A 25,689-nucleotide genomic window follows, 5' to 3' on the forward strand; every position below is an offset into this window, starting at 1 on the left:
CCGGGTGGCCGACGGTGTAGGCGGTGCCGCGGCGGCCGCCGGGCAGGTCGAGGGTGACCGGGCGCAGCGGGGGCCGCCGGACGAACCGGCCGCTCTCCACCACCGCGACGGTGCCGCTGATCTGCTGCATCACTCGTACTCCAGAGTGGGAAGGCCGCTGAACAGCGACGGATCCGGATTCGCGAGCCTGCCTGGGAGAGGCATGGGAAAAGGCGGCATCCACAGCTCGGCCCCCATCACTTCCTTCTCCCACACTCCCTGGAGATACCCAACTATCCGCGCCTCCATCACGGGTGTCACCTCGCTGTAGGTGCCCTCCACTCCCGGCAGTTCATGGCCCATCCGCTCCTCAACTGCCACCCGTGGGATGTCGCCCGGCTCGTCCAGCTTCGCCTTGTGCCAGTGCCTCAGCCGGTAGATGGTCTCTCCAGCCATCTCCACGACGGCCGGCAGTGCTGGTCGGGCCCGCCGCTCGTACCGAGGCCGGGACGCCCGCTCCTCGGCGCCGTCCCGGATCGGGAGCCAGTAGGTCTTAGCGAAGTTCGCGCTTAGCAGCGGCTTGCCCTGCATCGACAGGAACATCCACGGCTGGTCGTGCGACGCCAGGAGGGCCTGGTGCATCTCGTGCAGGAACGGCGGGATGACGATCGTCCTCCAGCTGTCGTACTTCGGCGCAGCCAGCACTGCTCTCTTGTCGGCCCGATAGGTCTGGTACTGCACCCGGAGAGCGTGGAGGGACTCGTACCGCTGGAGGGCCTCCACGCGCAGCTCGGCGTCCGGCTCGGAGGCGGGCCAGTACGGCGAAGCGTAGCCGCGCTGCAGTCCAAACATCTCACCCGGCGGCCGCAGTCCGGTGAAGGCGATGGTCCAGATGTAGGTCCACCCAGCGAATCCCCAGACGTAGTAGGCGTTCTGGGCCGCCTGGTGCACGGATCGGGTGGACAGCTGCCGCTTGACTCGGCGCACCTGCTTCTTCTTGTACAGGCCTCGCCGCTTCTGCTCCACGATGGGCGACTCCTCGCGGTATTTGTACTTCACTACCGCATCGTCCATGATCATCTTGAATGTGCCCAGAACCGCCTTCGCATAGTTGTGCGAGTATTTGGCCTGCACGAATTCCCTGAACGCGTCGTACTGGATGGGCGTGATCGCGTCCACCCTGTTCTGCGCCCAATACGGGCGAATCACAGCCGACAGCCGGTATTTGTACGCCATCATGGAATTGCTGCGCAGACTGACCCCCGCGAACCAGAGGTCGCAGTAGTCTGCCATATTGATCGGGGCGGCGACCTTCTGGCCCCGACGGTTCCGCACGTCGGACTCCCGGTCGAGGCCAAAGGTGAACGCCTCATCCTCATGCGCGAACGGCATACCGTCCAGATTCTTGGACGCGGACCTGTACAGCTTCGTGGTCGTCGGCTTGCCGCCGTCGTCCAGCTTGTACTGCCCGGTCCACCACTTCACGCGGATGCTGTTCCCGCGGACTTCCGTGTACGGCATCTGTCATCTCCCACTTCGATGATCGGCGCGCAGGCGCCGGCAGACACTCCATTCGCTGATTCCTTCCGCCACCCGTCCTACCGTGAACGCCCGGTCAGGCATCCACGGCATGACAGACAATCACGGCCCTGGGCCTCCATGAGCTGCCTCACGCGCTTTCGAACCACGTGATCTCCGGAACTCCCGGACGGCAGGACGCACACCGTCTCTCTTTTACTTGAGTCGCGGTAAGGCCCAAAGATTATACGGGAATTGAAGCGAATCCTTTCCATTCCAACATATCGCCCAACCTCCGCAGCGCCTCCACGAACTGCTCACTAAAAGCGTCAAGCTCCCCGATCGATACGCTCGGCATCACCTTTCTCGCAGCATTGAACACAGCTACGCGGACGGCATACACACTTAGCCCGACCCCGGTCGATGCCGACTCGCCGCCAGCAGTGCCAACAAGGACTGGCTCGGCGCCTTCAGTCCCCGCAACACAGCCCCCGCAGCCCACCCGAGCGCCCGGTCGACCTTTGCGCAGGCCACCTCGCGAGCATCTACCCCCTCCTCAACTCGTCGCCCCATGCCCTTGGAGATACCTGCCGCCTCGATGACCGCGAAGCGCCAGGGGCAGAGCCCCAGTCGGTGCGCCGTGACACGTGACGCAAGTCGGGCGAGATCGCGAGTCCCCATACTGGCATCCTCACAGGGCCAGCTGTCGCCAGCTAGACCCATCCACGAGAAAGGCCGACTACTGATCAAAAGACCCCCGACAAGACCATCCAGATCCATTCAACTACACCAGACAGTCCACCAGATAGTCCACGAGAAGGCTATCTGGGTCTATACAATCGAGGCCGACTAAGGTTAGGTTGCTGGGGTGCACCAACCGTTGACCTGCAGGGTTGACGGGGGCGCGAGCCGCACGGAACGCGTATACAGCTGGCACCACAGGCGGGGATAGCCGCCTCCCTCACCTCGAAAGCGGCACTCGTAGATACATGAGCCCCACTACACATCACCCTCCGGGCAGCCCTCGGCACCACCGACGACCGCCTCGCGCCGCATCCGGACGAAGCACACCAGCCTGAAAGGACATGACGATGGCCACCAAAGCCTACGAGCTCTACGGAGTGCCCACTGCCCCCGAGGACCCCGCGCAGGAGTACATGACGGTCCAGGAGACCGCCTATGTCTTGAAGTGCTCCGTCTCGTGGCTGCGCCGCTTCCTCCGGGACCATTCCACGCTCTGCGGCCGGACCGGCCGCGGCGGCCGGATCATCACCAACTGCGAGCAGCGCGCCGCGATCCATGCCACGCGCTCGGCCGGCGACCCCCGCACGGGGCGGCCGATACCGCGCCGACGCAGTCCTCGCCGCGCGACTGTGAAAACACCCGTCGCCCCCTGATCAGACGAACACGCTACCTGCAGCGATGCGCCGTCGCTGGGCGACGAGGAGTTACTGACTCCGGCTCGTTACTCGGGTTGAACTGGCCTTATCGCAGGTGCTGACGGACCTTGATCCCTACGGTACGACATCGGTGTGCGGCAGCGCGTCGGGCCGGGCCCACTGCTGGCCGTTGTGGCCGCCGGACAGAACCGCCGTCGTGCCATCCGGGACGGCGGTGGTGAACACGAACTGCCGCACCCGGCGGCGCTTGTGGTCGGTGTAGTCGATGGTGCGCGCGAACTCCAGGTCTAGGCCCGTGAGGCCGGTCTCCTCGGCGAGCTCGCGGGCGGCGCCGGCCTCCACCGTTTCGTCATTCGTGCGGTCGCCACCCGGGTACTCCCACGAACCGGGTAGGTCGTCGTGGTCGGTCCGCCGGATCAACAGAACCCGGCCCGAACGGTCGCGTACCACGATGCCGACCCCGAAATGTTCGATTCCTTCGTGGCAAGCGGAAGCCGTCAGCACTTCGAAGTCATCATTCGTAGATCCTCTTATCCTGGAAGGTGAGCACAGCGCGGCCCAGCGTCGCAAGAAACCGTCACTGACTATGTTTTACATAGAAATTGACACTCAATCGGACACCGCGCCCAGGTCGCAGACCCTGCCGCTGTTCGAGTCGTCCGATCAAGCCCGGCGGTTCCCGGCGAGCCCGGGTCGAAGGCGGCCTTCTCGATTTCACGTGACTTCCGCTCTCCTGTGCCCCGGATCCGGCGGAAGGGCTTGAGGTCGGGTAGCCGGGTCACGTTACCGTGCCCCGGCTACCCGACCTCAGGCGGTACAGCGGGCGCCAGCCGATCACGGCTCCCCCGATCTGGGGCCGGTCGGGCGGTGGGAACAGGAAGAGGCTGGCGGCGTCGAGGCGGACCAGGCTGGTGTGCACCTGGCCGTCCGGGAGGAAGGCTCGGTCGCCGCGGTCCGGGACGCTGACGCCTTCCTCGATGACAGGCCGGCCGGTCGTCAGCGCTTTCAGGCGATGGTCGGTGTCACCGCCGCTCTGCTTCCGGGGTTCGTCAGACGACTGTGTCGGCCTGCCAGCCCGGCCAACTCGCCGCTGCTGTAGATATCGTGAGGGCTGGCGGGCGAATAGGGGCGCACGGGCGGGTGGCGTGGACGATCTGGCGGGCGGTACGGAACATCTCGACGCCGTGGGCGTCGTCGGGGAAGCGCTCGACGACGCGGTGGTGCACGTGCTGCCGGTAGGCGAGCGTGTTCAGTCCGGTGAAGACGGTCATGTCGAGCTGCTGCTGCGAGGCGAAGCATGCCAGAGCCTTCTGCTTGGCAGCCAGGAGTTCGGGAGTGCCGACGAAGAGCAGGTTGGGCTCGAAGTTCCGGCTGTAGAGGGAGCGGAAGTAGATCAGGTCGGAGGCTTCGCGCATCGCCACCGCCGTGACCTCCTCGCCGGTAGCGCCGTGGTCGAGGTGTTGGTCGTCGGGGAAGTGGGTGTAGACGATGTCGGGGCGTTCGACGGCGACGGTGTCGAACAGCGCCGCGTTGATGGCGCCGCGATGGTCGGTGAAGCGGGTGTCGGGGATGGCGGAGAACGTGTACCGGTCGATGCGCAGGATTTCCGCGGCGGCCAGGCACTCAGCTTGGCGCACCTCGCCGTCCTTCCCGGGGCGCCCGGCGCTCAGACAGTGGACGCGGACGCGGTCGCCGGCCTGGGCGTGGTCGAGCAGTCGCATGCCCATGGCGAGCTCGGCGTCGTCAGGGTGTGCGACGACGGCGAGGACGGACCGGCCGGGGCTGAGCTGGGTCGTGGTCACGGGGACTCCGGGAGGGTGGTGATCTGCAGGGCGCTGTGCAGTCGGCGGCCGTCGAGGCCCTGCCAGCGGAAGGGTTCATGTGCATCTTGGGGCCAGCGCAGGTAGTGGAGGCTGCCGACTGCGTCGACCTGGCCGCTGTGCCGGTGGGCGATCTTGGAGGTCTGGCCGCCGTCGAGGTGGAACACCGCTGCGGGGTCGTGGCCGGCATGCTCCACCAGCTCGGAGGTCTCCTGGACGGTGGCGCCCTGGAAGCCTGGGGCGAGGGGCGCACCGTCGAGGACGGTGATGGTCAGGTGCTGGCCGTCGAGGGTGAGCAAGGTGCGGGCGTAGCGGGCGTCGGGGCGGAAGGGGCTGGTGCCCAGGCTCTGGTCCCAGGCGGCGGTGTGTCCGGCGGCGGCGTCGGCGGCGGACGGGCCCAGCGACAGGCCGCTGTCGATGCCGGCGGTGGCGAGGGTGTCGAGAGCGGTGACGTGGACGGGCGCGCCGAGCGCGAGGTGGGCGGGCCAGGGCCGGTGGGTGCGCAGGATGTAGGCGCCGGTGAACAGGTCTGCGCCGCCGCCGGGGTGCAGCGCGGTGATCCGGGGGCCGGTGGGGGTATGAGTGACGGTGCAGTCGAGGGCTGCCGGGTCCCGGAGGGTGGTGTTGGCGGCCGGGTCGACGTCGCGCCGGAAGCCGGTGCGCGGGTCGTCGCGGTAGCGGATGCGGCAGTTGGCCGCGCCGAACACGTTGAGGTGGCCCGGCTGGTGACGATGCGGTTGGGGTTCCTTGGACCCGGTCCAGGTGTGCGGGTGGCCGGCGATGGTGACGCTGCCGGTGGCGGCCAGGGTGCGCAGCGTCGGGCGCCCCTGGTGGATGAGCAGGGCGGGTTTGGTGATCGTCGGCAGGCTGACGGCGCAGCGGTCGCCGACGGCGAGGTCGAGGCGGGGTTCGGCGGGCTGGTAGGCAGGGTCGTCGGAGATGTAGGAGAAGGCGCCGGAGGCCGCGGCGACGGCGGGGCCGGTGACGAGGTGGCGCAGGTGGAAGCCGGCGGGTGAGGAGACGGGCCGGCAGCTGGCGCGGCCGAGGTCGACGGTGAGGGTATAGGCGTTGGTGAAGCAGTCGGCGCTGAGGTCGATCGGCCGGGCGGTGAGGGTGACGCCCGGGGCGACGGTGCGGGTCCAGGCGAGGGTGGGGCGGGCGAACGGGCTCTGGTCTCGGGCCAGCGACGGGACGCCGGGGACGTGGATGCCGCGGGCGCTCAGTTCGGCGAGTGCTGCCAGGTCCGCCCGGTCACTGGCCGGGGCGAGGGGACGGTTCACGCTGTCACCTGCCGTGCGGTCTCCACCAGGTCGGGGACGGTGAACGGCCCGGCGTCCAGCAACAGGCGCAGCCGGTGGCGCATCCGGCCGGTCGTGGCAGGCGGGGCGGTAGGCGGGTAGGGGACGGTGCGTGCCTCCAGCCGGTAGAGCAGCACCCCGGCCGCCACGGCCGCGAGGAGGTCGTCGCTGCGCCAGGGCCTGACCGGGGTGTAGGCGTCGAGGAATGTGGTGGTGAGCGGCTGCAGGTGCTCGGGCCGGGTGAGGTGGTGCAGGACCAGGTGGGCGAGGAGGTAGCCGAGATCGAACAGCGGCGTGCCGGTGTGGACGTTGTCGAGGTCGACGAACGCGGTGCGCCCTGCGGCGAGGCTGATGTTCTTCGGGCTGGCGTCACCGAGGACGAGCTGGTGGCCGGGCAGGGCGTCCAGGCTCCGGCACACCTCGTCAAGGGTGCGGTGCCCGCTGGCGCGCAGGCAGTAGCCGTAGGCGTGCTCGGTGCGGAACAGGTCGTCGCCGTCGCCGTCGCGCAGCGGCGGAAGGTGGGCGGTGGCCAGGTGGATGCGGGCCAGGGCCGTGCCCAGGCGGGTGCACTGCTCGGTGGTGGCGGCGCGCTCGTCCAGATGCTCGCGCCAGGTGCGTCGGTCAGGGAAGATGTCGCTCATCACCATGGCGTGTGCCTGGGGCACGAACGCCAGGACCTGCGGGAACATGTCGGGCAGCAGACCGTGATAGATCGTCAGGGCACGATGCTCAAGGGCGATGAGTGCTGGGTCGGTGTCGATCGCGATCCGGGCGAACTGGCGGCCGCGGACCTTGGCGATCGCGCTGCCCGCCTCCCCGTGGACGCGGAAGACGTGGCTGACGTTCCCGCCGGTGCACGCCTCGATGTGGGTGAGGCGTCCGGCGTGGGGGCGGCACGCCTCAAGGACAGGGAACAGGTGCGGGCCGAGGACTCGGGCCAGGGCGGGCGCGGCGGGGACGGCGGGCGGGGCGGTCATCACGCGGCCCCCAGCGTGGCGAGGGCCTTGCCACCATGGCTCACCGGGGCGGAGGCGGGGTGAAAGTCGAGGACGACCGGGGGGCAGGGCTGCCCGCCGCCGGCCTCGCGGCGGGCCATCGAGAGGTAGGCGGCGGCCATCAGGCGGGCCGGGCGCCGGTGGTCGGCCAGGTCAGAGGCCATCTCGGCGCGCGGAATGCGGCCGGCGAGGTAGGAGAGGAAGTCGGTGACGGCGCAGGTGCGCGCCGAGCGCTGCGTCGGCAGCACCACCTCGCCTCTACTGTCCCAGGTGAGGTCGTCGAAGCCGAGCACACGGTGCCGCTCCCACCCCAGTCCCAGCCCGTCGTTGCGGAAGACGTGGAGCTCGATATGGTCGGCACCGCCCGCCGCCCGCCGGTCGACGCCGTCCCCATCAGCGTGGAGGGTCTGCAGGACGTGCAGGTGCAGCGCCTGGAACGGGCCCTGCTGGACCATGTGGCTCTCCTGCCCGATCCGGCCGTTGCCCTTGTACAGGCCGCCGAGTGCCGGGTGGAGGTCGCCGCGCTGGGAGAAGGTGGTGTGGGCGAGGCTGTGGCTGCCCAACGCCAGCGTTCGGCCGTGGCTGCGGTAGGCGACGTTCAGGAACATGTCGACCTCGCCGAAGCCGGCGAGGCGGTGCAGATCCTGCGCGGTGTAGGGGTTGCGGTCGGCGAACCCGGGCAGCAACCGCTCGTGGTCGGCGGCGGTGAGCTGGGCGAGGAAGTCGCTCGGTCGGGTGCACGCGGCGTGGACCTCGATCTCGTCGAGCTCCTTGCCGGGCCGCTCTGCGGCGGCCAGCCACCACGGCACGATGTCGAAGTGGTGGTAGCCGGAGTGCGCGGCTTTGCCGTAGCCGTCCCGGAAGCCGTGGTAGCCCAGGTCGACGAGTTCGTCCGGCAGCCGCCACTGGCCGTCGCCGTGGCTTGACTGGATGGAGGTGACCGGGCAGTTGGTCGCCTCGGCGACCTCGCCGATCAGCTCCCGCACCCTGCGAAACGCCGGGTGCCAGCGCCGCTGACTCAGCACGCTGACCACCATCCGCGGATCACGCTGCCGCCCCGCCCGGTACGCGTCCAACAGGGTGTCGAAGTCGTCGGCGATCGCCATCGCCGCCGCCGGATCGGTGGACGCTGCGGGGTGCACGGTCAGCGGCTTGTCGAGCAGCACTGGCAGGTTCCGCCCGATCGCCCACAGCGCGTACGGCAGGTGCACGGACGGTTCGGTCGCCACGACGACGGCCCCGATCCGCTCCTGCTCCACCACGGTCTCCAGCGCGCGCCGTACCGCGCCGGGCAGCTCGCGCCGCGAGGCGGGAAACGGCTCGACGGCAACAACCGGCATGCGCCGCGGCCGGTCGGGTGTGCCGTACTCGACCGCGGCGGCATTGTGGGACAGGTCGACGCCGGTGACCGTTCCTGCCAGGCCCGTGTCCTGGGCGGCGGCCAGCGCTGGCAGGTGGTTGAGGCGGGTGTGCGGTCCGACGCCGACGACCAGCACGTTCATGACGGCGTTCACCGGCCCACCGCCACCGCGCGGTCGGCGCCGAGCAGCGGCAGGACGCCCTCGCCGACCTCGTAGGCCTCCTCCAGGTGCGGGATCCCGGACAGGATGAACTCCTCGATCCCCAGCGCCGCGTATTCGGCGATCCGGTCGGCGACCTCCTGATGGGAGCCGACCAGCGCGGTGCCCGCGCCACCGCGCAGCAGCCCCACCCCGGCCCACACGTTCGGGTGCACCTCCAGGTCGGAGGTCCGCGCGCTGTGGCGGTAGGCGGTGCTCAGCCCGCTCTGGCGGGCCTGCCCGGTGGACTGGCTGCCGGCGAGCGTGGTCTGCACCCGGGCCACATGCTCGGGGTCGATCCCAGTCAGCAGGCGCTCGGCGGCGGCCCACGCCTGGGCGGCGGTGTCGCGGGCCACTGTGTGGAACCGGATCCCGAACCGCGGGACGCTGCGCCCCGCATGGGCGGCCAGCTCGCGGATGCGCTCCAGCCTGGCTGCGACGTCGGCGGGCGGCTCGCCCCAGGTGAGGTGGACGTCGGCGTGGCGGACCGCGACCGGCAGCGCCTCGTCGGAGGAGCCGCCGAAGTACACGCCCGGCATCGGGTCGGGCGGGGAGAAGACGGCGGCGCCGCGCACGTCGTAGTGCGCCCCGGAGTGGTCGAACGGCTCGGGACTCCAGGCGCCGCGCAGCACGGTCAGCCACTCATCGGTGCGCGCGTAGCGGGCGGCCTTGCCGAGGTGGTCGCCGAAGCGGGCCTGCTCGGCCGGATCGCCGCCGGTGACGATGTTCAGCAGCAGCCGGCCCCGGGACTGGCCCTGGAAGGTCGCGGCCATCTGTGCGGCCAGCGTCGGCGATATCGCGTCAGGGCGCAGCGCAACCAGGAACTTGAGGCGCTCAGTGGTCTGGGCGAGGGCGGCGCAGGTGATCCACGGGTCCTCGTTGAACGTGCCGGCGGGGGTGAGGATCGCGTCGAAGCCCAGGTGTTCGGCGGCTTGCGCGATCTGGGTGAGGTAGCGCAGGTCGGGGGCGCGGTGCCGGTCGGAGCCCGGGACTCTGCTGGTGGCCGTGTCGTGGCCGGGCCCGTGGGTGCCGCGCATCCCGGTGGTCAGGGTGCGGCCGTCGGCGCCGGTCGGCAGGAACCAGTGGAACTGCATGAGGGTGCCCTTCTTCGCGCTGGTCAGTCGGATGTGAGGTCGCCGGCGGCCCGGGCGAGCAGGCGGCGGTGCACGGTGGCGGGCAGGGCGATGGCGCCTTCGCGCAGAGCCGCCTGCTCGCGTTCGCGGCTGCTGCGGCCGGGCAGGCGCAGCGGATGGCCGTCGCGGGTGCGGCCTCGGGCGATCTCGGCCAGGAGCTGGGTGTTCGCTGCGGGGGCTCCGTCTGTCTGGCCGCCGAGGGTGGGGTCGAGGGCGATGACCGTGTAGCCGGTGGTCCAGGTGGAGTCGACGCCGGTGCCCATCGGGAAGCCGAACAGGCTCCCGGTGAGGGTCTGCAGCAGTAGGGAGAGCGCGAAGCCGCGGTGCTCGCCGAAGATCACTGCCGCGTGGGCCCGGTGGGGGTCGGTGGTCGGTTCGCCGTTGGCGTCGGTGAAGCAGCCGTCGGGGAGCTCGTCGGCGGCGCGGCGGGCTTCCCAGAGCACGCCCATCGGCGCGAGCGTGGTGGACATGTCCGCGGATGCAGGTCCGTCGAGGGTGGGGACGGCGTAGGCGAGCGGGTTCACGCCGAGTACGGGAGTGCGGCCGCCGCTCGGCGTGGCCTCAGGCCGGGAGGTGTTCGTGACGATGGCGACCATGCCGGCGTCGGCGACGTGCTCGGCGACCTCGGCGAGGATGCCGTAGCGCTGGGCGTTGATGGTTCCCACGGCTCCGACGCCGAACTCCCGGGCCCGGGTGATGGCCAGGTCTGCGGCGTAGCGGGCGGCGAGCGGGCCGATCTCGCGCCGGGCGTCGACGACGGCCAGGGCTCCGTACTCCCGCACGATGAGCGGCTCGGCCTGGCGTTCGGCGAACAGGGTGGCCTCGAAGCAGAACTTGGCGATGCCATGGGACGGCTTGCCGCGCAGCTCCCCGGTGAGGAAGTGCTGGACCACCTGGCGGCTCGCGCCGTCGGGCACGCCCGCGGCCGCGCACGCCCGGAGCATCAGGTCCTCGAGTTCGGCGATCTCCACCCGCACGGCCGCCGGCGCGGCTGGCGCGGGAGCGCGGGCGGGACCGGTGGGGGCGGTGTCGGGCATGGCTCTCCGTTCGACGGCATGGCGGGGTGGGACCGGGGCGCGGCAGGCGGCCGGTCGAAGGACTGAGGGCGGGTCAGGAGCGGGAGCGGAATCGGTTCCAGGCCGTGGCGGTGCGCAGTTGCCCTTCCCGTTCCGTACGGCGGGCGGGGCTACAGGTGGCGGCCTGGGCGGCGCGGCGGCGGGTGAGCGCGGTGACGAAGGTGTCGACCGCGTCGGTGGGGGCCGCGGCCCAGTCGGGGAGTACCTGCCAGGCCCAGTTCTCGGCGTCGGCCGGGCTGGTGCCGGCGTCGATCAGCTGAGCGAGCAGGAAGGCGGCGCTCAGCCATCCGGCGCCGCGCCCGGGCCACGCCCAGTCCACCAGGACTGCGGTGCCGTCCGGTCGGATGAGGATGTTGCCGGCGTTCAGGTCGGTGTGGACGAGTCGGTCCCCGGCCAGGAGGCCGAGGTCCAGGTCGGCTCCCAGGTACTCCCAGCGATCCTCGACCCGTAGCAGGGCGGCGTCGGGGGCGGGCAGCACCGCGAGGTGCCGGAGCACGCGGGCGACGGCGCCGAGGTCTGCCGCGCCCGGGGACAGGTCGGCGGCCCGGCCCTGCACGTGTTCGAAGACCAGCCACCGCCAGTCGGCGGCGGCACCGTGGTACAGCAGGCGGGGCGCGAGCGTGCGGACGGCGGCCGCGACGCGGGCCTCGGTGTCCAGGGTGTGGCAGTGGCGGTGGGACAACGGTGTGGCCTTGAGGAACACCAGGCCTCCGGGGATCTCCAGGGACAGGCGCCGCCAGGCGGTTCTGCCTGCCGTCGCCTCGGTGGCGGTAAGCACCGGACCGCAGGCCGCTTCGACGGCGGAGCGCAGCTGCTTCGGGAGACCGCTCCACACGGTGGCGGTGGGAGCGGTGGGGCCTAACGGGTGGGGAGCCAAGGCCATGGGGTAACTCCTGATCCAGGTTGTTACGGGAATCCGGGGACGGTGGGCGGGAGCGGAGCCAGCTGCGCACCGATCGGACTACGGCCCGGTGGGTGGCTATCCGGTCGAGGCCCAGGTGGGGCCGCGCCACCAGGCCGGCGAGGTCGTTGACCGGATGGTCACGCGGGCATCAGGAGCTGCGGCGGACGGTGAGCAGCTGCCGCAGCCGGTCTCCTTCGGGAGACAGCGGGCGGGCGTCGCCGGTGAAATGGGCCTGGCTCAGTGGCCGGACGGGGCCGGACAGCCGCGCGAACTCGTCGCCCGGGCCGGCCCCTCGGACGGCTACTGGTCCTGGTCGGCCATACGGGCCAGGACGAACCGGCCCCGGTCGATGAGGACGGAGTTGTTCTTGATGAAGCCGCCGTTCAGGTACGAGACGCCGAGCCGGGTGGTCAGCAGGCGCAGCAGCCGGTCCTCCTCGGCCGTCAGCGGGCGGCCGTACCCGTCGAAGAACGCCTTCTTGAGGTCGGAGCGCTTCACCCACACCGCGGCGTACAGCCATGTGTACTCCTCGACGGCGAGCCCGTGGGCGGCCATCTCGAAGTCGATCAGCCCCAGGACACCGGTCGAGTCGTCCCACAGCCAGTTGCGGGTGGCGAAGTCGCCGTGCCGGTAGACCGCGGGCACCTGGCGGGCCAGTTGCGGCAGCTCGTCGGCCACGCACCGCACCAGCGCGCGCTGGGCGGCGTCCAGCTGGTCGCCGACGCTGTCCAGGCACGCGGCGGCCTCTGCGGCCTGCTGCGCCATGGACGCGCCGATGGCGTCGCGCTCCCGGTCCCGGTCCGGGACCGGGGCGGACGCGTCGTGCCAGAGGCGGAGCGAGCGGCCGGCGAGCTCGTACACCCGCTGCTCGTCGCGGGGGTCCAGGGGCAGGTCGCGTACGACGCGGCCGGGCTGGGGCGAGCTCAGGATGGCTTGCAGGCCGGGGTCGGCGGCCAGGAGCCGGGGCGCGCCGTCGGGGTCCAGGGCGTGCTCGGCGTGCCGGTAGCCGGTGATCTCGCGCTGATAGCCCGGAGCGCTCGGGCTGATCTTCACGTAGGCGATCCGGTCGCCGACGCTCACGCGCCACACCTGGGACTTCGCTTTGGGCCAGGACACGTCGGCGGCGGCCAGGTCCCCGCCCGCCAGGTTCTCGGTGACCCACCGCCGCAGGTCGGAGGGGATAGGGGTGTTCCGGGTCATGTGAGGTGCTCTCCGATTCGCGTGGGTACAGCGGTGGCCCGGCGGCCGGGGCGCTGCGCGGCGGGTAGCGGCGGTGCACCGACGATACCCGCCGGGTGGGCGGGGTGCGGACGATGGAGCGGTGGCGGGTGCTGGTGCACCGCCGGACCTGCCGGATTACCGAGAGGCGCCTTCCGCTCTCGTCGGCTGGGACAGCCGGTCTGCGCGGGGATGGGGCGGGCGGGGTCAGAAGTAGTCGGCCAGCCAGGGTTCTCGCTCGGCCGTGGCCGCGAGGAGCCGGGCCACGGTGTCGGGGTCCGCGTTCACGCCGGCCAGCGTGGCTGCGGCGGTGCTGCGGTAGCCCCCGGCGTACCAGAGGGTGAACTGTCTGCGGGTCAGTGTGAGGTGCCCTTCACGGGTGCCGGGTGCCAGTTCGCCGTGGCCGGCGCGGATGCGCAGCGTGTACTGCTCGGTGGCGGTGGCGTCGTCGGTGACGACCGAAAGCGGCAGCACGAGGTCGATGTCGGCGGGCCAGCCGCGTAGTTCGACGGCTCGGCGCAGGTCCAGGATGCGCAGCATCCACGGGTGCCAGGAGCGCGCCGACAGGTCGCCGCCCCGGTAGAGCAGGTTCGCCAGCAGCGGTGCGGGCGGCAGGGCGGTGCGTTGGAAGGCGACGGTGGACACGCGGCTGTTGTACCGGCCGAGGAAGGCCAGCATCGCGATACCGGTGCGGTGGTCGGCGGCCCACATGTCGTACACGCTCACCTGCCGGCCTTGGCTGGGGTGGTTCTCGACGGCCACCGACAGCGACCCGGTCACCTCGCCGCCGGGCGGGTTGAAGCGGTAGGTGGTCACGTCGGGGTGCTGGTGTTGCTGCCAGTCCTGCCACCACGCGGGGCGCTGCCACGGCCCGTTCCACTGTCGGGCCAGGTCGTCCTGCAGTCGGTGGAGCTGCTCGCCGGCGCCCTGGGTGATCTCGAATCCCGGGTCGTCGAAGCGCAGGCGGGTGAGGGCGTCGGTGGGCAGGGAGTAGGAGTACACCTGGGCGGGGGCCTCCCAGCCCATGCGGCGGGCGTAGCCGTTGGACGCGGTCCACAGGGTTGCCAGGACCGCGCCCTGGTCCTGGAGTACGCGGAGCCGCTCGGTCAGGAGCTTGTCGGCGAGCCGATCGCCGCGCTCTTCGACCGCCACGCAGCCGCAGCCCATGCTGGCTGCCGGCACTGCCTGGCCTCCGAAGTACTGTGGAACCAGCAGGCCCAGGCCCCCGGCGATGACCCGCCCGTCGCGCACGGCGACGCGGCGGTCCGCGTGGGCGCCCAGGAGCCGCACGTCCTGAACCGGCTGCCCGAAGGCGCGCGTGGCAAGGAGGTCGTACTCGTTCCACAGCTCGTCGTCGGCTTCCATGATCGACACGGTCGAGGCGGCCATAGTGATACTCCTTCCTCTCCTTTTCGGTTGCGTCAGGGCCTTCACGAGCCCAACTGCGCTGGCGGCCGGGAGGTGACGCTCAAGCTCCCGGCCCCGGGGCCGGGCGCGCTGGGGTTCCGGTGCCAAGTGCGTTCGGGCTTCTAGTAGTTGGTCGCACTGCGGACGGTGGCGGCGTCGGCGGGGACGAGGAAGGTCCGCGTGAAGGTGAGGACCCGCTGGCTGTCCTGGTTGTAGCCGTTGGCGCGGCAGGTCACGACTCCCTCGTGGGGTCGGCTCGTGGACGGGCGGGCCTCCAGTACCTCGGTCGTGGCGTAGAGGGTGTCCCCCTCGTGGACGGGGTGCTCGAAGCGCACGTCGTCCAGCGCGAGGTTCGCTGAGGTGAGCCCACTGGTGGCGCGTACCGTCATGCCGATGACGAGGCCGAGCGTGACAATCCCGCACACCAGCACCTTCTCGCGGCCGGTCGCCGCGCAGAACTGGGTGTCGGAGTGGACCGGTGCGGGGTTGCCGGTCAGGGCGAGCATCAGGGTGTGGTCGGTGGCGGTGACGGTCCGTCCGGGCCGGTGCTCGATCACCAGGCCGACGGTGAGCTCGTCGAGCCCCACACCGACATTCTCCCGCACGGTGTTCTCCCCGACGGGCCGCAGGCCCTGCAAGGCGGTGATGGTGGTCATAGATGTACTCCTTCGGATGCGGTGTGGTTGCTGGTCACGGGTGCTGGTCGGCCCGCTCGGCGAGGGCCACGGCGGCGGCATAGAACGGCGCGCCGACCATCTGGCCGTCCACCGAGGTGATCGAGGCCCCGCTGCGCCGGCGGGCGGCGACAATGGCCCGGGCGTGGGCCAGTTCCTCCTCGCTGGGCCTGAACGCCTCGGTGATGACGGGCACCTGGCGGGGGTGGACGGCCGTCTTGCCGACGTAGCCGAGCGCCCTGGCCAGCTCGGCCTCGCGCCGAAGGCCCTCCAGGTCGTCCAGCTCGAAGAACGGGGAGTCGACCACCGCCACGCCGGCGGCCGCGGCGCTGTTGGCCAGGACCGAGCGGGCGTGCAGCAACGCCTCCCAGGTCCGGGCGCCGCCGGTGAGCAGGGCGTAGTCCGCCGCGCCGAACAGCGCGCCGGCCAGTCGCGGTGCGCGCAGGATCGAGGCCGCGTCCTCGATGGCGCGCGGGGTCTCGATCAGCGCCCAGATCTGCGGGGTATAGCCGTCGCGGTCCAGGGCGGTGGCGGCGATCTCGATGTCGCGGGCGGACTCGACCTTGGGGACCAGGACGAGCGGGGGCCTGCTGGGGTAGTCGGCCATGGCGAGCAGGTCCCGAATTCCGTCCCGGGTGAGCAGGGAGTTCATCCGCACCCCAGCCAGCGGGCCGTCCGATGGGGCGGTGGTGAAGAAGTCGGCGGCCAGCGTGCGGGCGGTGTCCTTGTCGTGCAGGGCGACGGAGTCCTCAAGGTCGACGAGGGTGATGGCGGCGCCGCAGGTGCGGGCGCGGTGGAACCGGCCGGTGGCCACGGCCGGGGTGACCATCCAGGCCCCGCTGACGGGCAGCGTGGTCGGGCTCACCACTACTCACCGCCCCGTGTCCGGGGCGCAGCCTTCTGCAGGTCGCGGACGACGGCCTGGATCTGGTCCTCCTGACCGGCGATCACCTGGCGTCGGCCGAGCTCGAAGAACACCTCGACAGGGTCAACGCCCGCGTCCTGCGAGGCTTCCAGGACCGGCAGCCTGAACCCGCTGAAAACGCCGGCCAGTCCGCTCACCACGCTGATCGAGTCGATGGTCGGCGGGGCTGGCATCAGCTGGGCCTGCGCGATGTCGGCGGCGTTCAGCAGGGCGGACAGGTCGATCCCGGTCGGGTGACCCGTGCGTTCCAGCACGGCGGCCAGCACCTCCAGCTGGGTGTTGCCGGCCCCGGCGCCGAACCCGCGGGCACACCCGTCGATGACCCGTGCCCCGGCTTCGACGGCGGCCACCGAATTGGCCACCGCCATCCCCAGGTTGTTGTGGCCGTGGAAGATCACCGGCACCTCGCCGACCGCGTCCACGATGGCGGTGATCCGCGCGGTCACGTCGGCGGGCAGGTAGTGGCCAGCGGAGTCCATGATGCCCACGGCGTGTGCGCCGTAGGCGACCAGCAGCGCGCACTGCTCGGCGAGCATCTCGGGGCTGACCATGTGGCTCATCAGCAGCACGGCCTGGGCCTCCACCCCGAGGTCGCCCAGGAGGCCGAGGTGGCGCTCGGCGACGTCGGCCTGCGAGCAGTGCGCGGCGATCCGCACGACGTCGGCGCCGCGCTTCACCGCGTTGCGCAGATCCTTGCCCGTGCCCCAGCCCGGCGCCATGAACACCGCCATGCGGGAGTTCCGCAGCTCCTCGCGCACCGCGGTGAGCATCTCGTCGTCGCTGAGCCGGGCCCGGCCGAGCTGGAGAGAGGAGGCCCCCAAGCCGTTCCCGTGGCCGACCTCGACCACGGGGACGCCGGCTCGGTCGGCCGCGCGGGCGTACGCGCGCAGCTGGTCGGCGTCCAGTTGGTGGCGCACCGCGTGGTGGCCGTCGCGAAGCGTCGGATCATGCAGCACCACCTCGGGTGCGGAGGGCGGGCGGTCCAGCAACTGGGTCATGGGGGTCCTCACCGGGTCAGGGCGGCGGCGTGCTGCTCAGCCATGTGCACCGCGGCCGCGTTGATGATGTCCAAATTGCCCGCGTACCACGGGATGTGCCCGGAACGGGCTGTGACTTCCAGGGCCACGTCAATCCGCTGCCCGGTGACGGTGCAGGAGGTGACGGCGTAGCCGGGCGCGTAGTCCCGGACCCGCTCCGCCGCGGCGTGCACCGCGGCCTGCACTGCGTCGGTCTCTGCGGTGGGCGCGAGCGCCGCGACCGCCACGCGAAACGGCGGTGCCGGGTCGGCCGGGGTCAGGTTGAGCAGCGCCTTCACCGGCGCCTGGCAGGCAAGTTCCTGCACCGCGACCTGGGTCGTCGAGATGTACTCGTCGATGTTCAGGCGCGTGCCCCGGCCGGTGCTGGCCGTGGCGGCCGTGGCCACGACCTCCATGTAGGTGGGCCCGCAGACCTGGGCGAGGGCGTGGAGCACGGGGATCGCCGTCTGCCCGCCGCAGCTGATCAGGTTGAAGTGCCGCGACGGCAGGGCCCGGGTCCCGTTGACACTCGGCACCACCCTGGTGCCGGCGCCGCTCGGGGTGAGGTCGACCAGCACGGCGCCGGTCGCGGCCAGCTGGACCTGGTGGGCGGTATGGGCCGCCGCGTGGGAGGCGTCGAAGACCACGTCGAAGTGCTCACCGCTGCGGGCCAGGGAGTCGATCCCGTCGGCGGCGGTCGCCAGCCCCATCGCGGCCGCTTCGCGCAGCCCCCTCGATGAGCGGTCGCGGCCGACGACCAGTGCGCACTCCAGCACGCCGGACTTGCCGATCCTCTCGGCTAGGTCCAGTCCGATCTTGCCTGTCCCGAGGACCGCGGCCCTCAGTCGCCTCGTGGGCTCAGCCACGATGGTTCTCCTTCCGTTCGTCTTGGTGCCTTGGGGTGAGGTGAAGCCGACCGGAGTCGGCGCCGGTGCGCGGCGGGTCAGCGGACCTGCACGCTCACCGGGGGCAGGTGCGCAGACGAGACGCTCACCTGGCCGGGCGTCAGCGGGAGGCTGGCGTGCACCGCTCCGGCCAGCACCACCTCACCGGCCTTCAGGCCCAGGCCGAAGGCGGCCAGCCGGCGGGCCAGCCACGCCACGGACTCGATCGGGTCGTCGAGGATCTCGCTCCCGGCACCGGAGGCCACCGCGGTCCCGTCCACGGTCACCGTCAGCACCTCGGACGGCAGGTTCAGGTCCGGAAGGAACGGGACTGCGGGGCCGGCGACGATCCGGGCGCACGCCGCGTTGTCCGCGATGCTGTCGACCAGGGCCAGGTTCCAGTCCTGGTAGCGGGTGTCGATCACCTCCAGGGCGAGCAGCACCTCTCCCACCGCGGCCCGAGCCTCGCGCACCCCGACGGATTCTCCGGCCAGGTCCCGGCAGAGCCGGAATGCGAACTCCGCCTCGATGCGGGGGCTGATCAGCCCATCCAAGGCCAGCTCGCCCCGGATGGGCACGACCATGTCGTCCAGCAGAACTCCGAAGTCCGGCTCGTCGATGCCCATCTGCTCACGCATCGCGGCCGAGGTCAGCCCCACCTTGTGTCCGACGACCCGGGCGCCCCCACCCAACCGCTGCTGCACCCCGGCCCACTGGATCCGGTAGGCGTCACCCAGATCGGCCATCGGGTGCCGCTTCGTCAACGGGGCGACCGGACGGCGGGACCGCTCGGCCTCGCGCAGCAGGCCGGCCTCGTCCTCCACCCAGCCCTGGGCGTTCCCCACCTCGGCGGGGACGGGAAGCCGGTACCCGGATTGCGTGGTCGCGGTCGCGGGACCCAGCGGATCCAAGGGGATCATCTCGTGGCACTCCTTCGTACAGAACACTGATGCGGCGACCGCCGCCCCGGGGCCCGTCGGGCCGACCGAGGTCCTGTTGAGGGGAGAAGTGGCGGCGCGCAGGGCGGGGCTGTGGCGGTCCGGGAAGGCTGGATCGCACTGGATGTAGGCCGGCGGCGTGTGGCGGCTACCTGCGGGCGAGCGTTCCGGGTGGAGACCCAGGAGACACCACATCGCAGGACGGCGGAAGGCACTTTCAGGGGGGCACTTTTCGACATATTGGGCATGTTCGCGTCATGTCTGCTCGATGTTCGGCCCACCGGGCGCGGGATTCAGCACACCGCAGCCGTGTGCGGCGGGGAAGCCCTTCGGCCATGACCCGCACACGGCGTGCGGGATCCGCACATCCTGTGAACCGGCTGGGGAAGCCAACCCCACTACCCTTACAGGTGAGGCGAGTTGGGGAGTCGAATGGCTACTTCATCCAAAGGAAGCCGTGATCTCGGAGCGGTCATCCGCGGCGCTCGCGCTGCCAGGCGGATGACGCAGGCCCAGCTGGGAAAGGAAACCGGCTACTCGGCTTCGGCGGTGAGCAGGATCGAGAACGGTGAGATGCGGCCGTCGCCCCACTCGCTCCTGCGTTTCGAGGACGTACTGGAGATCGACCTCGGTGCGTACAAACTCGAGGTCTCGGCAGCGGCGTTGAGGCCACAACAGCCATCCGGGGCCACTTCCGGCGCTATCGTGGCGACCAGGACGTCGGACCCGGAGGATCCCATGCGCCGTCGGAACTTGCTGCTGCTTGGCGTCGCCGCGACCGCTTCCCTGGCGGTCCCACAGGCCGCGGCGGCAGGCTCGGCGCAGGCCGGTTCCGCCGACCCGGCCGACAACCTGGTAGGACTCCTCTACACGCCGCCTGCGCCCGTGTCCGGAACCTCGCTCCCGCAGTTGGACCGGCTGCTCGCCGCGACCCGGGCGCAATTCACCGCCTCGCACTACCGGGATCTCGGCGCCGCCCTGCCGGGCCTGATCGCGACCGCCGAGGCCCACCGAGACTCCTCCAGCGGCGGCGCCCGCGAGCGGGCCCACACCCTTGCCGCGCGAGGCTACGTCCTGGCCACGGAGTTGGCGGCGAAGCACCACTCGGACCTCGCCTGGGCCACGGCCGACAGGGCCGTACAGGCCGCTCGCCAGAGCGGAGACCCGGTCGTCATCGGCGAGGCTGTCCGCGTCCTCGCCATCACCATGCGCCGTGCCGGCCGTCCTGGTGCGGCCGTCGCGCTCCTTGAGCGCACGGCCCGCGACCTCGACGACCACGGCCCCGCCGCGCGGGCCGTCGCGGCCAGCCTATGGATGACCGCCGCCTACACCGCGGCATGCGCCCACGACGCCGGCAGCGCCCACGACCTGCTGACAGGAGCCGCCGAGGCCGTCGACCGGCTGCCGGTCGGCCTCCCCCGGCAGCGGCTGTTCACTGTGGAAGCTACGCCGACCCAGGTCGACCTGTACCGGGTCGGCGTGCACACGGTGCTCGGCGAGCCGGACCAGGCCGTCCCCCACGCGACGCGGATCAACCCGGCTGCTCTGCCCACGGCGGAGCGCCAGGCGCGCTGGGGCACCGACACCGCCCGCATGTGGATGCGCCTCGGCGACCAGCAGCGGACTTTGGCCGCACTGCGGTTCGTCGACCGAGTCGCCCCCGAGGAGGCCCGCCGACCCGCACTGCAGGCGCTCACGTCCGAACTGCTCTACACAGCGATGCCCGCGGCCGGCGTGCGCGACTTCGCACGCCGGACCGGGGTCCTCACCTGAACGCTTCCCGGCCGCCTCTTCACCAGCATCCGCCGCCCGGAGGTGACATCCCCCCGGGCGCTCAGCGACTCAAGCCGACGGTGGGAGGCCGGAACCGACCTGGTGTGCAAGTTCACGCACCCGCGGATCACCACTCCATGGGTCGAGCCTGCCGACCAGGTCATGGAGGTAGCTGTGTGCCCTCGAAGATCGCACCCCGGCGAGGATGTCCAGTGCCCGGTAGCCAACGGTCACCGCCTGCTCGAGGTCCCGGTCGATCGCATGCGTGCTGCCGAGGACAGCATGACGGATGCCGACCGCGCGCGTGTAGCGGCCCACCGGCATCGCACCGGCGCGCTCGGCCCAGCGCCGGGCCGCTGCCGTGAGCCCGAGGTCCCTGTGCACCTCGACGCTGTCGGTGGCCAGCCGCTCAGGGGTCATGTACGAGATCCACGAGGGGTCGTAGGTACCTTGGTGGATACCGGACAGCAGGTTCTCGCAGCGAACCAGCGCGGCGGCGGCGCCCACACCATCGCCGTCCTTGGCCAACGCCCTGGCCAAGGCAAGCTTGCAGAACGCCAACACCCGAGGCGCGGCGTGGCCCTTGCCCCGCTCGTATGCCGCCTCCGCCATGTCCGCGGCCTGCGACGGCCAGCCGGCCAGGAACGTCTTCAGCGCAAGCGTGGCCAGCACATAGCTGCCCAGCCCCACATCGCCGGCGGACCGGGCCAGGCGCAGGGCCTGGATCAGCAGCCGGTCAGCCGCGCCGTGGTGCCCCGCGTCCATGGCCGCCCAACCTACGACCCGCGACAGCTCAGCGACGGCGCTGTGCAGCGCCTGCCCGGTCTCGGCGGAGTAGTTGCCGGCCAGCAGCGGCGCCGCCGACCGCAGGCAGACCAGGACGTTGCTGTCGCGCCAGTCGCCACCCCCATACCGGGAGTCCACAAGCTGAGCCTGAGCAGCGGCCGCCCACACCTCCTCGACGTCGGTCCTGCCGACGCGCCGTTCTCCGTGACGCGGGGCGGGGACGTCGGCTGGGACTGCCATCCACCGCATGGTCGCCGCGCCGAGGACGGCGGGTGCGGCACTGGGCAGGCGCAGGACATCACGGCGGTGCACGGTCCTCCAGCAGGTGATGGCGTTCCCGAGAGCGGTCTCACGGTCGCGGGGGAAATCCAACCCGACCGCGGGGTCGAGCGGCGCCAACTCCCCGAACCCAGCATCCTCAAGAGTGACAACCCGGTTCAAACGTTCGCCAAGCAACCGAACAATCCGCTTGGAGGTCATTTCGCCAGGCTTTGCCCCGTCGAGCCAGCGCTGCACATGGGTATGGGTGTAGGCGGTGGGCTTGCTATCGTTCTGGGACAGCCTGTTGATCTCGCGCGCGAGCCACGCCCGTTTCACATCAGCCGCCGCGATCAGGCTTCCCAGGGCGGTGTTCACCTTGTGGAGCTTCGACGAACCACCATGCCGGGCAGTGGACGAGCCTGTGGCTTGACCGTCGTCGACCCTGGTGGACGGCGGTGCGGTTGCACCTTGATCCCTCGCAGACATGAGTCACCTCGTCGTGTCAGCCACTGTGGGCGAATGGGCAGGAACGAGAGCGGGGCTGACGAAGCGCCCCGGCCTGTTGGTACGCGTGATAGTGCAGCCCAGACGCCGGACCCACAGAGGACCGACTCCTCGCGCATGCCGACTGCGAACACCAGCCGGGCAAGGGACACTGGAGGGTAGCGGCCGGTGACCGAGGTACTGTCCCGTCCCTCAGCACGCTGCCGGACACACCTTGCGCCGAGATGTCCCAGCACCTGGGCCGAATACGCGTCACCACGGTGACTCCAGCATTCCTGCGGCGGCCCATCGCAGGAGGTCCAGGCTCGCCCGGTGGCCCAGTGCCACCCGGCCTTGCGCCGTCAGGCGATCGTCGGCCAGGTCCTCGTAGAACGTCTCGGCGCCGCTCGGGGTGACAGTGACGGTCCGGCGTCGGCCGAGGCGAAGGCCGACGCGGTCGACGAGGATCCTCTGGCTGCTGCACAGGGGAACGATGCGAACCCTCAACCCGGTGCCCTCAGCCAGCGCGGTGAGGTGCTGCAGCTGTCCGCTCCATGGCTGTGTGCCAGCTTGGGCGCAGGCGTGGAGCAGGGTCTCGTTGAGCAGCAGGACGACGCGACTGTCCGGCCGCGCCAGCCGGGGCGTGCGTGTCTTCCCGGTCCCGCACGCCTTCGTCAGGATGGTGCGGTCCTCGTCCTCCAGCACGCGCACGATGGCCGTGGCGGCCTCGATCTGGTCGGCACGCAGAGCACCCTCAGGGGGCGGGGATGCCATCCATGAATCGGCCGGCTGTGGAACCTCGAGCGCGGGGCCGGAGTTGGCACCCGGCACTCCGATCACGTTGGTCGTGGTGGTGCTCATTCACGGTCTGCTTTCACTCGGTGCTGTCGTTGTTCGGTCGTGGCCGGCCCTGTGAGGTTCCGCAGTGGGAGGGGCCCGACCGCGAGCCGGGCGGTACGTCCGGCGAGTGCGGCGGCTGCCGACCGGACCGGCAAGGGCACGTGTCCGGGCCTGGGATGCCGTAGCGCGGGCTGGTCATCGGCGAGGTCACGATGCCCGGCATGACGTCGCCGGAAGGTCCACCTGCTTCGTGTCCCTGCGGGCCCGGTCGCGCCGTTCGTAGCCGCACGGACGGCAGCCTTTTCCGGTGCGGCGCACGTTGCGCAGGTTCGGTGTGACGACGCTTCCGCACCCGCCGCAGCGGCAGCGCCACGGCCTGATGGTGACGCCCGGGTATGGCTCCAGCGGCTCCAGGCCGGCCGCACGCATCACTTCCACCGCTTCCTTCACACGGCAGTGCGCACAGCCCGCAGCCGCCTTGAGTGGCCGGCTGACGACCGTCCCACAGGCCAGATGCCGCATGGACCACGGCTTCTCGGTACTACCGGGGTAGGGCTGCATCGGCGTGTAGCCCGCGGCCCGGATGCGTTGTATGGCGTCCTCGGCGTTGACCGGGGTCCGGACGGCGGAGGGGGCGCAGCCGGCACACGGGCGTGTTCCTCTGAGAAGGAGGAAGAGTCTGGCGGTGGCCGTGTGTCCGCAGGCCTTGCGGCGGACCCGGACCGGTATCCGGGTCGTCTCGAACGGGTGGAGGAGCTCGTAGCCGGCGGCGCGGAGGCGGTCCTCGACGACGGAGTGGTCGAGGCGGGGCCGACCGACCGAGGCGCGCCTGCCGGAGGTGTCAACGGTGGTCGTCCTGGCCGCGGTCCGGCAGCCGGGGCAGAGAGTTTCCTTCTTCTCGATGCCCTGTTCTCTGCGGGCACGGTTGGAACGGTGGGCCGCACGCAGTTTGTCCAGTGTTCGGACGCAGACGTGGCCGCACGCGATGTGCCGGACTCTCCAGGCGAGGGTGACGCCGCCGGGGTAGGGCTCAGCGGGCTCGTAGCCGTAGGCTCGCAGCCGGTCCACGGCAGCCGTCTCACTGAGCGGGACGCGGCTGTTCGGCCGAGCCCCGGGGCGGCTGCCAGGGCCGTTTCCCCGGGGTGCACAGCCGGGGCACCTGTCGTGGGTGAGTTCGTCGAGCGGCTTGGCGACGATGTGGCCGCACGCTGTGTGGCGCACGTGCCAGGGCGCGGTTCGGCTGTTGGGGTAGGGGTGAACCGGGGTATAGCCGAGGCCGGTCAGCTCGGCCTGGGCGGCTCTGGCAGCCGGGTCACAGCTGGTGCAGTGGCCGAGGAATCCTCGTAGGGCGTGGTGTTCGACCGATCCGCAGGTTCGGTGCCGCATACGCCATGGTCGGTCGGTTGAGCCGGGGTAGGGGGTGAGGGGCTCCCATCCGTCGGTGTTCAGACGTTTGACGGCTTCGTCTGGTGTCAGGTCGTAGGTCCGCGTGGTGGGGGCCTTGCGGTTGGCGGAGCGCGGGTGGCAGACACGGCACGGCCGCCGGAGAACGGAGAGATCGGCGAGGAGGCCCCGGTCGTGATGGCCGCACGTCATGTGGCGGACGTGCACGGGAACGGTGGAACCCTCGTACGGCTTGGTGAGTTCGAGCCCGGCCGCCCGTAGACGGGCCGCGACCTCGTCCTGTGTGAGCCGTCGCCGGCCTCTGCGCCGGGTCGACGGGTCGGTGTTCGTGCTGGTCATCGTGGACGGTGCTCCTTGTCGGCGCAGGATTTCGGCATCGGAACGGCCGAGGGTCGGCACCCACCGGACGGTGCGCGGCGTGCGCCCTCATGGGCTGTCGCGGCCTTCAGGTCCGGCTGTTCGGCGGGGAGTCCGTGAGAGCTCGCCGTGCCATGCCCCGGGCGGGTGGCGTTCCTGGAACCGGCAGACCGGAGTGCGGATGCGGTCATGGCATGTCCTGGTGATCGACCGGCAGCAGCGGGTTGCCAACGTGGATGATGCCGCCGAACTCGACCAGTGCGGCCCGCTGTCCACCGGCAGGTGCCGGGACCCGCCCTGTGGCCGGCCACGCATGCCCGGCCACAGGGCTGGGCGGGCCGAGCAGCGGGTGCGGGGCGAGCGCGGCGGTGATCTCGGCGCTGCTGCGCACCAGCCCCCACCGGCCGCGGGTGCGCTCGGTCAACAAATCGTTGACGGTCCCTCGCAGGAGCTCGTCGTCGAGCGTCCACTGGGAGACGGCGAGCACGCTCCCCCGGGGAAGGCGCCCGACGAGGTCGGAGACCAGAGCCGCGAGGTCGTGGAGGGGCGCGGTGTGCGCGGCAGAGACGAGGAGCGCGCACACCGGCCGTTCCCAGGTGACACGGCAGCGCAGATCCGGGTGGTCGAGTACGTCAGCGCAGAGGTACGACGCCGCGATCACCGGGGTGCGATCGCTGACGTCGAGTGAGGTCCGGGCATATGCGAGCGCCCACTCGTCGTGCTCCACGGACACCACCAGCGCGTCGGGATCGTGGGACTGCACGGTCCTGTACAGATAGGGGTTTTGGGGAACCCCGCAGCCGAGGTCGACAATCTGCCGGATTCCCCTGTCCACGGCCGCCCTGGCGACCTCGACCTTGAACTCGACGGCGTCGCATACGGCGGCGCGCACGCCGTCCACGAGTCCGGAGAGCTCGTCGGCCAAGACCTGGTCGGCGGAGTGGTTCAGTTCCTGACCGGCGAGGCGATTGGTCATCCTCAGCCCGTTCGGTATCTGGTTGTCCCAGGTACAGGTTCCGGCGTGCATTCTGCTCATGGACA

22 protein-coding genes and 1 pseudogene are annotated in these 25,689 nt (G+C 71.0%); 3 read left to right on the plus strand and 20 right to left on the minus strand.

From position 1 onward, the window contains the following. Nucleotides 1-129: 129 nt before the first annotated feature. Complete coding sequence (locus BU198_RS19445; RefSeq protein WP_188298134.1) at nt 130-1,500, minus strand: integrase; 1,371 nt, start codon at nt 1,498-1,500, stop codon at nt 130-132. Nucleotides 1,501-2,588: 1,088 nt separating this feature from the next. Here BU198_RS19445 and BU198_RS19450 point away from each other — a divergent pair. Then, entirely contained in the window at nt 2,589-2,894 is a 306-nt protein-coding gene (locus tag BU198_RS19450; protein ID WP_188298135.1) for a DNA-binding protein, read from the plus strand. 117 nt (nt 2,895-3,011) lie between these two features. Here the strand turns inward: BU198_RS19450 and BU198_RS19455 are convergent, their stop codons facing one another. The 15 genes from BU198_RS19455 to BU198_RS19525 form a co-directional block, all read right to left on the minus strand. Next, nucleotides 3,012-3,401, minus strand: a complete 390-nt coding sequence (locus BU198_RS19455; protein ID WP_188298136.1) for an NUDIX hydrolase — start codon at nt 3,399-3,401, stop codon at nt 3,012-3,014. 545 nt (nt 3,402-3,946) lie between these two features. Further along, complete coding sequence (locus BU198_RS19460; protein WP_317620203.1) at nt 3,947-4,699, minus strand: PIG-L family deacetylase; 753 nt, start codon at nt 4,697-4,699, stop codon at nt 3,947-3,949. Further along, nucleotides 4,696-5,997: a hypothetical protein gene (locus BU198_RS19465; RefSeq protein WP_188298137.1), complete on the minus strand. Its 1,302-nt coding sequence runs from the start codon at nt 5,995-5,997 to the stop codon at nt 4,696-4,698. Before BU198_RS19465 ends, BU198_RS19460 begins: the two co-directional genes overlap by 4 nt. Beyond that, a complete protein-coding gene (locus BU198_RS19470) occupies nt 5,994-6,992 on the minus strand; it encodes a phosphotransferase (protein WP_188298138.1) in 999 nt (332 codons plus the stop codon). The genes BU198_RS19465 and BU198_RS19470 overlap by 4 nt, the downstream gene beginning before the upstream one ends. Next, nucleotides 6,992-8,524, minus strand: coding sequence for a Gfo/Idh/MocA family oxidoreductase (locus BU198_RS19475; RefSeq protein ID WP_188298139.1), 1,533 nt, complete (start codon nt 8,522-8,524; stop codon nt 6,992-6,994). The genes BU198_RS19470 and BU198_RS19475 overlap by 1 nt, the downstream gene beginning before the upstream one ends. Next, nucleotides 8,521-9,663: an LLM class flavin-dependent oxidoreductase gene (locus BU198_RS19480; RefSeq protein WP_188298140.1), complete on the minus strand. Its 1,143-nt coding sequence runs from the start codon at nt 9,661-9,663 to the stop codon at nt 8,521-8,523. The genes BU198_RS19475 and BU198_RS19480 overlap by 4 nt, the downstream gene beginning before the upstream one ends. Before the next feature lie 23 nt (nt 9,664-9,686). Beyond that, the gene (locus BU198_RS19485) at nt 9,687-10,739 is read right to left on the minus strand and encodes an Ldh family oxidoreductase (RefSeq protein ID WP_188298141.1); all 1,053 of its coding nucleotides are present in this window, start codon (nt 10,737-10,739) and stop codon (nt 9,687-9,689) included. 73 nt (nt 10,740-10,812) lie between these two features. Continuing rightward, nucleotides 10,813-11,613, minus strand: coding sequence for an aminoglycoside phosphotransferase (locus tag BU198_RS19490; RefSeq protein WP_188298142.1), 801 nt, complete (start codon nt 11,611-11,613; stop codon nt 10,813-10,815). Nucleotides 11,614-11,982: 369 nt separating this feature from the next. Beyond that, entirely contained in the window at nt 11,983-12,882 is a 900-nt protein-coding gene (locus BU198_RS19495; protein ID WP_188298143.1) for an aminoglycoside phosphotransferase family protein, read from the minus strand. Between the two features lie 225 nt (nt 12,883-13,107). Next, nucleotides 13,108-14,289, minus strand: coding sequence for an enhanced intracellular survival protein Eis (gene eis, locus BU198_RS19500; RefSeq protein ID WP_188298144.1), 1,182 nt, complete (start codon nt 14,287-14,289; stop codon nt 13,108-13,110). A 140-nt stretch (nt 14,290-14,429) separates the two neighbouring features. Beyond that, the gene (locus BU198_RS19505) at nt 14,430-14,963 is read right to left on the minus strand and encodes a MaoC family dehydratase (RefSeq protein WP_188298145.1); all 534 of its coding nucleotides are present in this window, start codon (nt 14,961-14,963) and stop codon (nt 14,430-14,432) included. A 34-nt stretch (nt 14,964-14,997) separates the two neighbouring features. Further along, entirely contained in the window at nt 14,998-15,846 is an 849-nt protein-coding gene (locus tag BU198_RS19510) for a CoA ester lyase (RefSeq protein WP_317620204.1), read from the minus strand. 2 nt (nt 15,847-15,848) lie between these two features. Continuing rightward, nucleotides 15,849-16,904 carry a 4-hydroxy-2-oxovalerate aldolase gene (gene dmpG, locus BU198_RS19515; protein ID WP_188298146.1) on the minus strand — a complete coding sequence of 352 codons (1,056 nt, stop codon included), beginning with the start codon at nt 16,902-16,904 and terminating at the stop codon, nt 15,849-15,851. Between the two features lie 8 nt (nt 16,905-16,912). Beyond that, nucleotides 16,913-17,788: an acetaldehyde dehydrogenase (acetylating) gene (locus tag BU198_RS19520; RefSeq protein WP_317620205.1), complete on the minus strand. Its 876-nt coding sequence runs from the start codon at nt 17,786-17,788 to the stop codon at nt 16,913-16,915. Between the two features lie 77 nt (nt 17,789-17,865). After that, nucleotides 17,866-18,726 carry a 2-keto-4-pentenoate hydratase gene (locus tag BU198_RS19525; protein ID WP_188298147.1) on the minus strand — a complete coding sequence of 287 codons (861 nt, stop codon included), beginning with the start codon at nt 18,724-18,726 and terminating at the stop codon, nt 17,866-17,868. 450 nt (nt 18,727-19,176) lie between these two features. Here BU198_RS19525 and BU198_RS42285 point away from each other — a divergent pair. Together BU198_RS42285 and BU198_RS19530 are read left to right on the plus strand one after the other, a co-directional pair. Beyond that, nucleotides 19,177-19,362 (plus strand): annotated as a pseudogene (locus BU198_RS42285) (helix-turn-helix domain-containing protein); the annotation flags it as partial. Between the two features lie 120 nt (nt 19,363-19,482). Further along, nucleotides 19,483-20,517, plus strand: a complete 1,035-nt coding sequence (locus tag BU198_RS19530; protein ID WP_223244640.1) for a transcriptional regulator — start codon at nt 19,483-19,485, stop codon at nt 20,515-20,517. 69 nt (nt 20,518-20,586) lie between these two features. On the opposite strand, the gene BU198_RS19535 is transcribed toward BU198_RS19530, so the two are convergent. From BU198_RS19535 to BU198_RS19550, 4 genes are all read right to left on the minus strand, one after another. Then, on the minus strand, nt 20,587-21,939 hold the full coding sequence (locus BU198_RS19535) for a hypothetical protein (RefSeq protein ID WP_188298149.1): 1,353 nt from the start codon (nt 21,937-21,939) through the stop codon (nt 20,587-20,589). Between the two features lie 381 nt (nt 21,940-22,320). Further along, a complete protein-coding gene (locus tag BU198_RS19540) occupies nt 22,321-22,908 on the minus strand; it encodes a Scr1 family TA system antitoxin-like transcriptional regulator (RefSeq protein WP_188298150.1) in 588 nt (195 codons plus the stop codon). Nucleotides 22,909-23,094: 186 nt separating this feature from the next. Continuing rightward, a complete protein-coding gene (locus tag BU198_RS19545) occupies nt 23,095-24,630 on the minus strand; it encodes a hypothetical protein (protein ID WP_188298151.1) in 1,536 nt (511 codons plus the stop codon). Between the two features lie 205 nt (nt 24,631-24,835). Beyond that, nucleotides 24,836-25,684, minus strand: coding sequence for an SAM-dependent methyltransferase (locus BU198_RS19550; RefSeq protein ID WP_188298152.1), 849 nt, complete (start codon nt 25,682-25,684; stop codon nt 24,836-24,838). Nucleotides 25,685-25,689 lie beyond the last annotated feature (5 nt).

It is taken from the genome of Streptomyces sp. CBMA156 (assembly GCF_014596515.1).
Classification (GTDB): Bacteria; Actinomycetota; Actinomycetes; order Streptomycetales; family Streptomycetaceae; genus Kitasatospora.